General features: G+C 49.7%; 10 protein-coding genes and 3 tRNA genes. 2 read left to right on the top strand and 11 right to left on the bottom strand.

All coding sequences use genetic code 11. The annotated features are described in order from the left end of the window. Nucleotides 1-21: 21 nt before the first annotated feature. The gene (gene ilvA, locus ACNAU7_RS00920; protein ID WP_416299855.1) at nucleotides 22-1,548 is read right to left on the bottom strand and encodes a threonine ammonia-lyase, biosynthetic; all 1,527 of its coding nucleotides are present in this window, start codon (nucleotides 1,546-1,548) and stop codon (nucleotides 22-24) included. Between the two features lie 148 nt (nucleotides 1,549-1,696). On the opposite strand from ilvA, the gene ACNAU7_RS00915 reads away from it, so the two are divergent. Next, entirely contained in the window at nucleotides 1,697-2,866 is a 1,170-nt protein-coding gene (locus ACNAU7_RS00915) for a D-alanyl-D-alanine carboxypeptidase family protein (RefSeq protein ID WP_416299853.1), read from the top strand. Between the two features lie 268 nt (nucleotides 2,867-3,134). Here the strand turns inward: ACNAU7_RS00915 and ACNAU7_RS00910 are convergent, their stop codons facing one another. Both ACNAU7_RS00910 and ACNAU7_RS00905 read right to left on the bottom strand, forming a co-directional pair. Continuing rightward, the gene (locus ACNAU7_RS00910; protein WP_416299851.1) at nucleotides 3,135-5,786 is read right to left on the bottom strand and encodes a DEAD/DEAH box helicase family protein; all 2,652 of its coding nucleotides are present in this window, start codon (nucleotides 5,784-5,786) and stop codon (nucleotides 3,135-3,137) included. Nucleotides 5,787-6,054: 268 nt separating this feature from the next. Then, a complete protein-coding gene (locus ACNAU7_RS00905; RefSeq protein ID WP_416299849.1) occupies nucleotides 6,055-7,668 on the bottom strand; it encodes a site-specific DNA-methyltransferase in 1,614 nt (537 codons plus the stop codon). A gap of 3 nt (nucleotides 7,669-7,671) precedes the next feature. Between ACNAU7_RS00905 and ACNAU7_RS00900 the strand changes: the two genes are divergently transcribed. Further along, nucleotides 7,672-7,890 carry a hypothetical protein gene (locus tag ACNAU7_RS00900; protein ID WP_416299847.1) on the top strand — a complete coding sequence of 73 codons (219 nt, stop codon included), beginning with the start codon at nucleotides 7,672-7,674 and terminating at the stop codon, nucleotides 7,888-7,890. A 440-nt stretch (nucleotides 7,891-8,330) separates the two neighbouring features. Here the strand turns inward: ACNAU7_RS00900 and ACNAU7_RS00895 are convergent, their stop codons facing one another. The 8 genes from ACNAU7_RS00895 to ACNAU7_RS00860 form a co-directional block, all read right to left on the bottom strand. Continuing rightward, nucleotides 8,331-8,903: a 50S ribosomal protein L25/general stress protein Ctc gene (locus ACNAU7_RS00895; protein ID WP_416299845.1), complete on the bottom strand. Its 573-nt coding sequence runs from the start codon at nucleotides 8,901-8,903 to the stop codon at nucleotides 8,331-8,333. A 66-nt stretch (nucleotides 8,904-8,969) separates the two neighbouring features. After that, complete coding sequence (locus tag ACNAU7_RS00890; RefSeq protein WP_107818814.1) at nucleotides 8,970-9,953, bottom strand: ribose-phosphate pyrophosphokinase; 984 nt, start codon at nucleotides 9,951-9,953, stop codon at nucleotides 8,970-8,972. Nucleotides 9,954-10,119: 166 nt separating this feature from the next. Beyond that, nucleotides 10,120-10,195 (bottom strand) — tRNA-Gln (locus tag ACNAU7_RS00885). 8 nt (nucleotides 10,196-10,203) lie between these two features. Next, nucleotides 10,204-10,279: transfer RNA gene (locus tag ACNAU7_RS00880), tRNA-Gln, on the bottom strand. A gap of 12 nt (nucleotides 10,280-10,291) precedes the next feature. Further along, nucleotides 10,292-10,367 (bottom strand) — tRNA-Gln (locus ACNAU7_RS00875). A 7-nt stretch (nucleotides 10,368-10,374) separates the two neighbouring features. Continuing rightward, nucleotides 10,375-11,220 (bottom strand): 4-(cytidine 5'-diphospho)-2-C-methyl-D-erythritol kinase, encoded by an 846-nt coding sequence (gene ispE, locus ACNAU7_RS00870; RefSeq protein ID WP_416299842.1) that lies wholly within the window; start codon nucleotides 11,218-11,220, stop codon nucleotides 10,375-10,377. A gap of 9 nt (nucleotides 11,221-11,229) precedes the next feature. Then, the gene (locus ACNAU7_RS00865) at nucleotides 11,230-11,811 is read right to left on the bottom strand and encodes an outer membrane lipoprotein LolB (RefSeq protein ID WP_416299840.1); all 582 of its coding nucleotides are present in this window, start codon (nucleotides 11,809-11,811) and stop codon (nucleotides 11,230-11,232) included. A gap of 78 nt (nucleotides 11,812-11,889) precedes the next feature. After that, a complete protein-coding gene (locus ACNAU7_RS00860; RefSeq protein WP_416300240.1) occupies nucleotides 11,890-13,734 on the bottom strand; it encodes a tetratricopeptide repeat protein in 1,845 nt (614 codons plus the stop codon). Between the last annotated feature and the right edge of the window lie 151 nt (nucleotides 13,735-13,885).

The following is a 13,885-nucleotide window of genomic DNA, read 5'->3' as shown; positions in this document are numbered from 1 at the left end:
ACGGCATTATGCTTTCAAGCGTCAGGCAAGAAACAGCTTGTACGCGGCATTTTGCGTTTCCTCGTGATAGCTGTATCCCAGACTTTCCAAGAAACCGTCAAATGCGGCGGCATCGTGAGGCGGCACATCGATACCGACCAAAATCCGCCCGTAATCCGCACCGTGGTTGCGGTAATGGAAGAGCGTAATATTCCACCCTCCCTGCATATGGTTCAAAAAACGCGCCAATGCCCCCGGACGCTCCGGAAACTCAAAACTGACCAGACGCTCGTTTTCTACTTTGTCCGTCCGCCCTCCGACCATATAACGGATATGGATTTTGGCAATCTCATCATCGGTCAGGTCGACATTGGGCAATCCCGCCTCATCCAACCGGCTGCCGATAACCGCCAAATCCTGCGGGCCTGCCGCTTGAAGTCCGACAAAGATATGCGCTTTTTCATCGTCTCCGTAGCGGTAGTTGAACTCGGTAATATTCCTATTTCCCAATATATTGACAAACTTAAGGAAGCTGCCGCGTTCTTCAGGGATGGTAACGGCAAAAATACCTTCGTTGCCCTCACCCAATTCGCTCCGTTCCGAAACGTGGCGCAAACGGTGAAAATTCATATTCGCACCGCTGGTAACGGCAATCAGGGTCTGCCCCTTGATGCCGCCGCGTGCGATATAAGCCTTCAATCCTGCCAATGCCAACGCGCCGGCCGGCTCGGTAATGCTGCGCGTATCATCGAAAATATCCTTGACCGCACCGCAAACCGCATCGGTATCGACTGTAATGATTTCATCCAAAAGTTCTTTGCAGAGGCGGAAGGTTTCATCTCCGACAACTTTGACCGCAGTGCCGTCTGAAAACAGCCCGACATCTTTCAAATGGACGATTTTACCCGCTTCGACCGATTGCTTCATACAACAGGAATCATGTGTCTGAACGCCGATAACTTTGATTTCGGGACGGACCTGCTTGATAAATGCCGCCACGCCCGCTGCCAAACCGCCTCCCCCTATCGGTACGAATACAGCGTGAATATCATCTGGATGTTGGCTGACAATTTCCATGCCTACCGTCCCTTGTCCTGCAATAACATCAGGATCGTCAAACGGTGCGATATAGGTTAACCCTTCTTTTTCCGCCAACTCCATCGCATAATCGTATGCATCGTTGTATGAAACACCACGCAAAACCACTTCACCGCCACGGCTCTTAACCGCATCTACTTTAATTTTCGGCGTAGTCTCCGGCATGACGATAACGGCACGGCAACCCAAACGCTGCGCGGACAATGCCACCCCTTGGGCATGGTTCCCCGCACTTGCCGCAATCACGCCGCAAGTAAGCGCATCTTTCGGCAACTTGGACATTTTGTTATAAGCGCCGCGTATTTTGAAAGAAAATACAGGTTGCAAATCTTCGCGTTTCAGCAAAATATTGTTTCCCGAACGTGCAGAAAGGCTGCGCGCTGATTCCAAAGGCGTTTCAACCGCCACATCATAGACAGATGCTGTTAGGATACGGATAAGGTAATCAGAATAAGAAAGAGGCGTGTTCATGATTTAATACTAAAATAATCGGTTTATTAAAATTACAAAACGTGAAACCATACCCCCATGACGGTTTGAAATCAAGAAAAATCCGCCCGATCAGGCACCCTAAGCGTATAATCGGCAGGCTGAAACACTCACACAATTAGAATATTTCATGACAGCACATAAAATCCTGCCCGTCCTGCTTTCCATTATCTTAGGCGTTTCTCACGCAATGGCTGCATCTCCCGCACCCAACAGACCGACGGTACACGCCGCCCCCACGCTCCAAACACCCGAAACCCTCACAGCGGCACACATCGTTATCGACCTTCAAAGCAGACAGACTTTATCCGCCAAAAACATCAATACCCCTGTCGAACCGGCGGCACTAACCCAACTGATGACCGCATATTTAGTTTTCAAAAACATGAAATCGGGAAATATCCAATCTGAAGAAAACTTAAAAATACCCGAATCCGCATGGGCTTCAGAAGGAAGCAGAATGTTTGTACGTCCCGGCGATACGGTCGGCACCGACAAACTCTTAAAAGGCATGATTGCCCTATCCGCAAACGATGCCGCCCTAACCCTTGCCGGCCGGCTGGGCAACGGCTCGATTGAAAATTTTGTGCAACAAATGAACAAAGAAGCCCGACGCCTGGGCATGAAGAACACTGTATTCAAAAACCCGACAGGCTTGAGTAGAGAAGGACAGGTTTCCACCGCCAAAGACCTCGCCCTGCTGTCTGAAGCATTGATGCGCGACTTTCCGGAATATTACCCGCTGTTTTCCATCAAATCTTTCAAATTCAAAAATATAGAACAAAACAACCGCAATATCCTTTTATATAGGGACAACAATGTAAACGGTCTGAAAGCCGGACACACAGAAAGCGGCGGCTACAACCTTGCCGTGTCATACTCCGGCAACGGCAGGCACATCCTTGCCATCACATTGGGTTCGGAATCGGCGGAAACACGCGCATCGGACAACAGCAAGCTGCTGAACTGGGCATTGCAGGCCTTCGATACGCCCAAAATATATCCGAAAGGAAAAACCGTTGCCCAAATCCAAATTTCCGGAGGCAGCAAAAAAACCGTCCGCGCAGGCTTCCTCAAAGAAGCCTACATCACTCTGCCACATAAGGAAACGAAAATGGCCGAACAAATTTTGGAAACCATACAGCCGATTCCCGCCCCGGTAAAAAAAGGGCAGATTTTAGGAAAAATCAAAATCAGACAAAACGGATACACCATTGCCGAAAAAGAAATTGTCGCACTGGAAAATGTAGAAAAAAGAAGCCGGTGGCAAAGACTTTGGACGCGTCTGACGGGACAGTAAGCTTCTATATTTCCATATCCAAAATAGGAGAATTAAAATGCCGTCTGAAACAATCTTCAGACGATATTCAAAAGACCGTTAAATAAAGTTGTACGACCAATCAAATATCGCAACTCATCCACCTCTATTTGATTTGCGCTTAACGGCAACAGTTGGCTGAATAACTAAGGCCGTCTGAAATATCATCTTTCAGACGGCCTTTTATTATTGATCCGTTGATTACATTATTTGCAAAACAGGTGTAATACTATGATTATACCTGTTCGTTTTAAGCCTGCTCCTCTTTTTCTAACTTTAAGTCCCCCACTTTTTCCACAACACAGTATGCCAAACCGCCCAGTGCTTCAAAATGCCGTTCACCGCATTCGATTTTCAGCCGTTCGTTTTCGCGCAGCTTGCCCGCATCTACCCCCGCCTGAATGCCTTTGCCGGTGTTTTTGGTTTCCGCAACGAAATACACTTTATCCCGAACCTGTTTTACCACCGCCCAATCGGGATTGTAATTGCCCAGCGGGGTTGGGATTTTGAACCAGCCGGGCAGTTTGAAGTAAAACGCCACGCCTCCTTCATTTTTCGCATCATAATCCTCGCAATTTTGGGCAAAGGCTTTTTCCGTGCCGGAATCCAAAGGGATGTAGTTTTCGCAAATGGTTTTTTGCGGATTGCTTACTGTGAATGTAAAACCGTTTTCGTAAAACTCGATACCTTCGCGCTCCATGTCTTCCAACAGCTTTTGATCGTACGCCTCGTCCGTCCGTTCATACTCGATTCCTGCCGCCATCAACGCGTACAGGCTGCGGTTTATTACTTCAGCAGCAAGGTCGATGAAGCGTTGCGGATTACCAGCTACATCTTTCAGACGGCCTGACTGTGTGATGATTTCGTACGCCGTGCGCCGCGTCAGCCCCGTTTTTCTTTGAATTTCGCCGAGTATGTCGGGAATCTCCCATGTGGTTTCCATTTCGCGGCTGCGGCTGGCAATTTCGACTGTTTCGATACCGTAGGTTTGTGATTGTTTTAATTGCGCCTTGCGGACGCGGATTCTCGGCTTCTGGATTTCGGGTAGGTTTGCCACTGCCGCCGAAGCCTGTTCGATCAATTCTTCCGTATCGAAGCGCACACGGTAGCGCGTTTTGTATTTCAACTTGTCCCAAATTGCCTGAAATTCGGGATCGAGCGGAAAATCTTTGCGGAACAGCTGTTTTTTCTTCTTATTGCCGTTTTTGATGTTTTCGGCGGCAAATTTGATGCCGCATTCGTCTTCGTATTCCTTTTGCAGATTTGCGGCAAACAATTCGTAGCTTTCGTTCGGCACAACGGTCAGTATGTTCACGTTTTCATCGCGCACGCGCCGTCCTTCCTGATTGACGGCGATACGCAGCCCGCGCCCGATTTCCTGCCGCTTTTTCAGCGGCGAGCGGGTTTCGTTGAGCGTGCAGATTTGGAATACATTGGGGTTGTCCCAGCCTTCTTTCAGCGCGGAATGGGAAAAGATAAAGCGCAGCGGGCTGTCAAAGGAAAGCAGGGTTTCCTTGTCGCGCATAATGAGGCGGTAGGTATCGTTGTCCGCCTGCGTTGTGCCGTCGGTGTTTTTCAGACGGCCTTTCTTGTCTTGCGAGAAATAGCCGTCGTGTACGCCCGCCGTATCGCTATTGCCTGCAAGCTCCCGATAGATTTCTTCAAACCAAAGGGCAAACTTGCCTGCCGTTCCGTCTTCTGTGCGGTAATTCTCCACGCGGTCGATAAAGAACAGCGACAACACCTTAATCCCCAGCGGATTCAGCCGTTTCTCCTTCGCCAAATGCTCCCTTACCGTTTCGCGGATCTGGTTTTTCATGATTTCATCGCGCACCGCATCGCCGTCTCCGCCGCGCGTAATGGTTTTACCGCTTGAGAACGCCAATTCCTGATTCTCGAAATCCATGCCGTCAATGATGAAACCGTGGCGGTAGGCTTCGTTGCCGCCCGATTTTTCAAACAAATCGTCTCTCGATTTGACGGATACCTTTTTCTTCTTGGTTTCCTTTTTATCCTGATAATGAATGTTCAAATCGGCTTTCAGACGGCCTTTGGCCGCCTGTTTCACTTCCAGCAGCTCCGCAAATGCGCCGTTCACATCGTTTTCCGCCAATACCGGCAAAACTTCGATTTGCTTGACCAGCTTCAAATTGTATGCCTGCACGGGATTCAGGCTGTAAACCTTGTGGTACGGTTTTTTATGCGTTGCCGAATAGCGCAGGGTAAAAAGCGGATTGAGCGATGCCAAGGCGTTCAGACGGCCTTCCGTTTCCATATTCTGCGGCTCGTCGATGATGACGATGGGACACGTTTCCTGAATAAACTTAATCGGTGCTTCCCCGCTTTCGTTTACCTTATTGATCACGTTTCCGTCTTTTTCAAACGACTGAATGTTGATAACTAAAATTTCGATATGGTCGTTTACCGCAAAAGCGCGTAAATCCGACAGCCGCGTGCTTGAATATTCCGCATAACGCATCACGGGCCTGCCGAACACTCCGTCAAAATGCGCTTTCGTAATTTCCAAACTTTTCAACACGCCTTCGCGTATCGGTACGCCCGGTACGACAATCACAAACTTCTTCCAGCCGTAACTGCGGTTTAATTCGTAAATCGTGCGCAGATAGACATAGGTTTTGCCCGTACCCGTTTCCATTTCCAGGGAAAAATTCAGCCCGTGTGTGCCGATTTCCGTTTCAGGCTGTCCGTTTTGCTTTTGCACCGCATTCAGATTCCGGCCCAGCGTTTCCCAATCCAAATCCAAGCCATTGCCGACAAACCGCCCCGTCCCCTGACTGGTCAAATCAAATGTCCGGGCGTGGTTCGGCTGCCCTGCAAAAAGATTCGCAACGGCATTTACCGCATCAAGCTGATAGGGCAGTTCTTCAAATTTCAATTCCATTTTTATTTCCTTCTATCCGCTGTCGCGCGGAAAATCCACCTCTTTGCCGCCATCCGGAAAATCCACCTCTTTGCCGTCATTCCCGCGCAGGCGGGAATCCAGACCTGTCGGCGCAGAAACTGATATATCGTCATTCCCGCGAAAGTGGGAATCTAGGTTCGTTGGGTTTCAGTCATTTCCGATAAATTCTTGCAACTTTGAGTTTCTAGATTCCCGCCTGCGCGGGAATGACGGCAGACGGCACTTCCGGTTTCCCGCTTTCGGCTGACTACACACACTCAAACATCACGCCAGCGTCCTTCATCTGCAATACGGTATTGCCTTTGAGCGCGTCGTCGCCCTCGAACAGCCTGTCCAAAACCACCGCCTTGACGGGATGCTTCGCCAGCACGGCATCAATCAAATCCTGATTCACGCGTTCCAGCAGGAAGGCGTACAGTCCGCCCGTATCCTCGTCTTCCACGAAATACACGCCGTCTGAAAGCGAAACCTTGCAAGTCAGCTTCAAACCTAAACGCAGCATCAATTCGCAGAGCAGGTTTTCAGACGGCGTTTCAGACAGCACGGAATCAATGTTCAAGGACAATTCGCGTTGCAGGGCTTCCGTATCGGCTTGTCCGGACTGCCGCCATTGTTTGAAACCGCTTTCGGCAAGTTTGAAGACTTTAAAGCCCGTATCCACGTTTTGACCGCTTTGAAGGCCGTCTGAAATCTGCCTGCCCGCGCGGCGGATGCGTTCTTTGGCGATTTCGGCAATCGTGTTGAAACCCGCCTTGCGCGCTTCGGATTTTTCGTCGGTTTCTTCGGGAAGCTGGACGCAGATGAAACGGCGGCTGCCGCCGTCTTCGGCATTAAGCTGCATCACGGCGTGGGCGGTAGTGCCGCTACCGGAGAAGAAGTCTAATATAATTGAATCTTTTTTATTTGATGCAATTTTAAGCATCCTTTTGATTAATGAAGGAGGTTTCGGAAAAGTAAATATTCCTTTACCAATCATGGATTCCAACTCTTTGCTGGCAGCATCTGTTGTTCCTGTTTCATCATGTTTCCATAAATCAACTGGCACCATTCCGCCATCCATCTCTGTGAGAAATTTCTTTAAGCGTGGATATTTGTTTTCTCCATTCTTTCCCCAATACAGTCTGTTATCTTCCTGATAGGATAAATATTTTGAATGCTCAAATTTCCATGCATTTGTTGGGTGTGTAATGACTTCTCCCGTGTGTGGATTTTGTATTTCATATGATAAATTCGGGCGTTGTTCCTTTGTTGCTGGGTTAACACAAGATACGCTTGTCCATACTCCTCTTGGGTCATTATCTGGATTGGTATAAGTGGAATCTGCTTTTTCATTTCTAGGCTCTTTTAACTCCTGTAAGTTATCAGATTTCCTGTAGCAAACTATCTGCTCCGTTAATGTTGTGAACATGCGGGCGTTGTTACTTCTGGTATACCTCTTCTCCCATATAATATTTGACACAAAATTCTCCGCCCCAAACACTTCATCACACAGCAGTTTCAACTGTGCCTGTTCGTTGTCGTCAATACTGATGAAAATCACACCGTCTTCGCTCAGCAGGGTTTTCGCCAGATGCAGGCGCGGCAGCATCATGGAGAGCCAGTTGCTGTGGTAATGGCCGCTGTCTTTGCCGTTTTTGCGCCACGCGCCCTGGAATACGCCGTCGCGCTTCAGGTAGCCCGCGTCGTCGGTATCGCCCACGCGGCGGGCGTATTCTTCGCGGCTTTCAGAGAATTTGTCGGGATAGATAAAAGAATCGCTGCCGGTGTTGTAGGGCGGGTCGATGTAAATCATCTTCACGCTGCCGGCATAGGATTTTTGCAGGATTTTCAGGGCTTCGAGGTTTTCGGCTTCGATAAACACGTTTTGCGTGCCGTCGAAATCTGCGGATTCTTCTTTGCAGGGGGTAAGCGTGCGGGAAGTGGGGCTTTGCAGGTTGAGATAGGCAGCGGTTTTGCCCGCCCAATCGAGTTGATAACGTTCGCCCGCGCCGGCAAGGTTTTCCGCGCCGAGGACGAGTTTGAGCTTCTCAAAATCGATTTGGTCTTCGCAAAAGACTTCAGGAAAGAGTTGTTTGAATTTTAATATATTGTTTTGTTTGAAATTATTTTCTAAATCGTGTATAATTTCGGTTCGGTTCGGTTCGGTTCGGTTCGGTTCGGTTCGGTTCGGTTGCCATAACTATGTCCATCAAGAGCGGGTTACGAAATATCCTTTTATCGGGATGTTTCAAAAGTTGAAAGAAAAGTGATTTCTAGGGTAAAAGTTGACCGACTATCTCTGATAGCCGGTTCCAGCCGGGCAGCTACTGGAATGTGAACGACATATCTTCTTCATTTTCATCTGGTACGAAATGCCGTTTTTAAGCTAACCATCCGTTGTCGCGCAATACGCCTATAGATTTCTACCCAAACGAAAATAAGCGGTTTTCCCTTATAAACGGATGAAATCAACCAAATATTGAAACACAGCCAAAAACAATAAGGCGGTACGCATCATATACGTACCGCCTGCTTTTCAATCAATTAGCGTTTTTTACCGGTAACAGTAGCAACAGCCAGATTTTCATTACGTTTCAAGGAAACGCTTTCTACACCTTCAGGAAATTTGATGTCTGACAAGTGCAAAATATCGCCGGCAACCACTTCGGCACAATCCAAATCCAAGAAAGCAGGGATATTGGCAGGCAACGCAAGCACTTCAACAGTCGTGTTCAGCAAAGATACACGGCCGCCTTGCAGTTTGACCGCTTGGGAGTTTTCAGCGTTAACGATGTGCAGGGGAACACGGATGCGTACAAGTTGATCGGCTTTCACAGCTTGGAAGTCAATATGTTGAACTTCGCGGCGAAACGGGTGCATTTGGAAATCGCGGACGATAACGTCTTTGGTTTCGCCGTTCAGAGACAATTTAATCAACGCGGTATGGAAAGATTCTTTTTCCAGTGCGTAGAATACGGTTTTGTGATCTACGGCAATCGCAACGGGCTCTTGACCTTCACCGTACAGAATGCCGGGGATTTGGCCTTCGCGACGCAGGCGGCGGCTCGCACCAGTGCCTTGTGCTTCACGAACAGAGGCTTGAATTTCATAAGTCATGTTAAATACTCCAAGTTAGGTAAAATCGCCGTCATCGACCGCGACCAGCTTAAGACGGCATCGGGGTTACGGCAGCAGCATGCTGCCTGTCATCACTTCTTCATTAAAAAGATATGAGACGGATTCTTCATTGCTGATGCGGCGGACAGTTTCGGCCAACAGACCGGCAATCGTTACCTGACGGATACGGTCGCAGTTTTTAGCCGCTTCAGACAAAGGAATGGTATCGGTTACGACCACCTGGTCGATTTCGGATGAGGCGATACGGCTGACCGCCTCTCCGGAGAATACTGCATGGCTGGCATATGCCAAGACACGTTCCGCACCGCGCTCTTTCAGGGCGACGGCAGCTTTACACAAGGTATTCGCGGTGTCAATCATATCGTCCACAATCAGACAGGTTCTGCCTTGAATATCGCCGATGATGTTCATGACTTCCGCCACATTGGCTTTCGGGCGGCGTTTATCGATGATTGCCAAGTCGGCATTCAAGGATTTTGCCACGGCGCGGGCGCGGACGACACCGCCGATATCCGGGCTGACGACGGTCAGATTTTCAATCCGCTGCTGCTTGATGTCGTTCAACAGAATCGGGGTGGCATAAATATTATCCACAGGAATATCGAAGAAGCCTTGAATCTGGTCGGCATGCAAATCGACAGTCAAAACACGGTCGATCCCTGCCGAATACAGCATATTCGCCACCAGTTTGGCAGAAATAGGAACGCGGACGGAACGCGGACGGCGGTCTTGGCGCGCATAGCCGAAATACGGAATGGCTGCCGTGATGCGGCCTGCCGAAGCGCGTTTGAGCGCATCCGCCATCGTCAGGATTTCCATCAAGTTGTCATTGGTCGGCGCACAGGTCGGCTGAAGGATAAAAACATCGCGGCCGCGTACGTTTTCCAACAATTCGACGGCGACCTCACCGTCTGAAAACTTGGATACGGAAGCATTGCCCAAAGAAATATCCAAATGTTTGACAACACGTTGCGCCAATTCGGGATTGGCGTTACCTGTAAATACCATCAAACTGTCGTACGCAGCCATATTCTCACCTGATTTTATGTTTAACTTCCGCTCAGAAAACACAATGCTTCCCTCCGCTTGTACCAAGCCCGACATTATACCTGCAACATCCGACACAAACAAAGGCATTTCAATATTTTTATTTCTATGAAACAAAAAGCGTGTAAGCAGGCTTACACGCTTTATCTGGCTGGGGAGGAAGGATTCGAACCTTCGCATGCTGGAATCAAAATCCAGTGTCTTAACCGCTTGACGACTCCCCAAAAAAATATGGCTGGGGAGGAAGGATTCGAACCTTCGCATGCTGGAATCAAAATCCAGTGTCTTAACCGCTTGACGACTCCCCAACTCGTTTGGCTTGGCTGGGGAGGAAGGATTCGAACCTTCGCATGCTGGAATCAAAATCCAGTGTCTTAACCGCTTGACGACTCCCCAACAATGTTTATACGGACAACAAAGGATGTTTTGAAAGACCCTCTGCCAAATATGCCTCGTACAAATCTGAAACTTGTCGGTATATATTGTATGCGCTATTCCTATCTTGACACGCCGTGAATACACACGCACCAGAACCTGTCATTAAGGCAAATCCATATCGGGACAATTCGGAATAGGCTTTCCAAACTTCAGGGTATTCTTTAAATACAACTGCCTGCATATCATTTCTAAACGGTTGCAGGTTTTGGAAAGTCGGCATTATGCTTGAGGCAGAATCCCGTGTCAAGCATTCGTGTGTGAAAATTTTTGCAGTGGAAACGTGAACAGGCGGTTTGACAATGACATACCACTGTTTCGGAATATCCATTCCGATCAGTTTTTCACCTATCCCGCTGGCAAAAGCATTTTTTCCGAAAATAAAAAATGGTACGTCCGCACCCAAAGTCGCGCCCAGTTCAATCAGCTGCCGCTGCGTCAAACCGCACTGCCACCAACGGTTCAATACCAGCAAAACCGTTGCGGCATCAGAACTCCCACCGCCCAAACCTGCCCCGGTCGGAATTTTTTTGTCCAGCCATATCTCCACGCCGGCAGGGGTGCGTGCATATTTTTGCAGCAACGATGCGGCACGGTAGCTTAAATCCGCTTCCTGCGGCATTCCATCAACCGGATTGTGCAGAATGATTTTGCCGTCGTTCCTCGGTTTCAAATATACGGTATCCTGCAAATCTATCAGGCAGAATATGCTTTCGATATTGTGATAACCGTCCTCACGCCTGCCTGTAATCCTCAAATCGAGATTCAGTTTTGCAGGTGCGGGAAAGGCCTGCCGTCCGTCCGTAACACTCATATATCTACCTTACCGTATGCGTGCCGCACATTGTTCTTGGGTTTCGGTTTCAGACGGCATACCGATTTCGCTGAAAACCAGCCTGATGTTCAATTTCCCGTTGTCCAATTGCAGGATGCGGGCTTTTCCTTCGCTGCCTGCGGTTCTGCCGATTGTCCAACCGTATTGCTCCAGCATACCGTCCGGCAGGATGCGGTAAGGTGCGCGTGCAACCCGCCTGCCGTCTGCCCAGATATGCAGATATTGGATTGGCAGCTTGAAACCAATAAGCTGCCGGCCCAACTCTTCCGCACTTTCCGCCTGATAAACATTTCCTTTGGCATCCACTGCCAACGCACCGGCTTTGTCTTGGCACAACTGGCCGAGCGTGCCGCCCAAAGGGGTGTTGATATTGATGGTTTCCACGGGCGGTTGGTATGTCCAATCGAAATTTGCATACGAACCTTTCCCTTCCGCTTTCACTGCCAGCCGCCCTTCTGCCGTGAAACTGCCGATGTGTTCGGACGGCTGCCACAGGTTTTCGTTATTTTGAGGTAATTGCGCGCAAGCGGTCAAAAGCAGGATGACCGATGCGGATACGGTGTGCTTCATCAGAATTTCCTTAAGGGGTGCAATCCTGCCGGCCGGAGGTTCGGCGAACCGTGTGCCGTCTGAAAGGATGGGTCTGCATTATTTCCGGGGTTTTCGGGAAAGTTTGGGCAATGTGATGCCGTGGCGTTTGAGCGTTTCGCGCCATATTTTTTTGTCTCCCGTAAGGTGTGCCGCCTGAGTCCACACATCAACCGCCCGATCGCGCTCGCCCAATGCCCACAACACCTCGCCCAAATGGGCGGCAACTTCCGGCTCGGGCCGGCTCTCAAACGAATAACGGAGGTACGGCAGCGCACTTTCCGCATCGCCTTTCAGGTAATACGCCCAGCCTATGCTGTCGTTGACGGCGGTATCGTCCGGGTTGATTTGGTATGCCGTCTGAAGCAGGGCGAAACCTTCGTCCAGACGCTTGGAATCGGACAGCAGGCTGTAACCTAAATTATTCATAATTTGTGCATTGTCGGGCGTAAGTTTGAGTGCCGCTTCAAGGTCGGCAATCATTTTTTTCCGCTTGCCAAGCCGATCGTAAACAACCGACCGCTGTACCAATGCCTCTGCCTGTAACTCTGTATTACTGCCAGCAGGCGGTTTTTCGATAATCTTGTCCAACCCCCTCAAAGCCTCCCGTGCATCCGACAGTTTCGACAGGGCGAGCATCTGTATTTTGGACAAATTGTCTGCCGTAAAATACCGCCCCTGCTGTTCGGGAAGTTTCCGCACCCTGCCGATCTGCCGCAAAGCCGCCCTGCCGCCGTCCAATTCGGCAGCCGCAGCCGCAGCCAACACGCCTTTGTCGAACAGATATTCCGGCGCGGATACTTTTTTCAGCCACTGCCTGACTTTGGCATAATCCCTGCGGTCGGCATATATCATCGCCGCCGTCATTGCCGCCCTGCCCCGCTGTTCCCCCGTCCCCCTGCCGTATGCCTTTTCGGCGTAACCGTCGATAACGGAAGCACCTTCTTTCCGGTTTGCCGCCAATATCGCTGCCTGAATATACAGGTCTGCATTCGGATTGTGTTCCAACAGCACGTTCAAACGCGCATAGGCATCATCCAGCCTGTGCAAGGAAACCAGATTCATAATTTCCATTTCCTGCCAGACGGTTGAAAGGTTTTTGGTGTCTGTTTGCTCGAAAAAGCCACTGAGTATCTCGGGATATTTGCGTGCAGTCAGACGCAACGTCATTAAAGTGGGGGGCAATATTTCCGTATCGAGCTTCGCCAAACGCTGCAAAGCTCCGATTGCCTTTTCCTTTTTGCGCCCCTGTATGCTGAACACCACATCGGCAACCGCCGCTTCGGGCAGATGTTCATATTTCAACGCCGCACGGCGAACCGCTTTCGATGCTTTTTGCGCCAACCCGTCCTGCCGCACGGCAGCTTGCGCCAACAGCAAAAATACCCTGCGTTTTTGCACATCGTCCGATTGCGCCAGCACCTCTTCCAATCCATCCAGATGCTGATTTCCCCTTTCCCTCAATACGTTCCGCAGCCACCCCGCCCGTTTTTGCTCCTCACCCGGTATAGGCTCAATCTGCCGCCATTTCTGATAAATCATTTCCGCCTGTTCAAACGCATTCAGCGACACGGCCATTTCCAAGGCGCGTTCGGCGACTTCGGGGGATTTTGTGCGTTCCAACATCAGCATATAGGCTGCCAAAGCCGTTCCCGCCTGCCCCTTTTGCAAGGCGGTTTCCCCTCCCAGCAACGTAAATATCTGATTAACCCGTTCGCCCACTGCCGCAAGCCGTGCGCGTTCGTTTTTGATTTCTTCCTCGCTGTAACGCTGATGTTTCCTTAAAACCTTTCCGACTTCCTTCGGCTGTTTCATATCCCCCGCACCGCCTCCGGCGGCAGATACCTGTCCGGCAATCAGGGCTGCCGTCAACACAGTTAACATTTTGAAACGCTTAGGTAACATAATCATCCTTTATCCGGCATCCGTCCGAACTTTCAGACGGCATATAATCAGGCGTAACTTTATCACAAGCAGAATCGTTTGTAGATTTGCGAAACCCCGTTCAAAAAATAAATGCCGTCTGAAACGCGGTTTCAGACGGCATTCCCGACGC

This window comes from Neisseria sp. LACPHL-SPEC-2024-00856 (assembly GCF_047915665.1).
Classification (GTDB): Bacteria; Pseudomonadota; Gammaproteobacteria; order Burkholderiales; family Neisseriaceae; genus Neisseria; species Neisseria polysaccharea.
The sequence above is the reverse complement of the archived record's forward strand: the minus strand, read 5'-3'. Positions and strand labels throughout refer to the sequence as shown.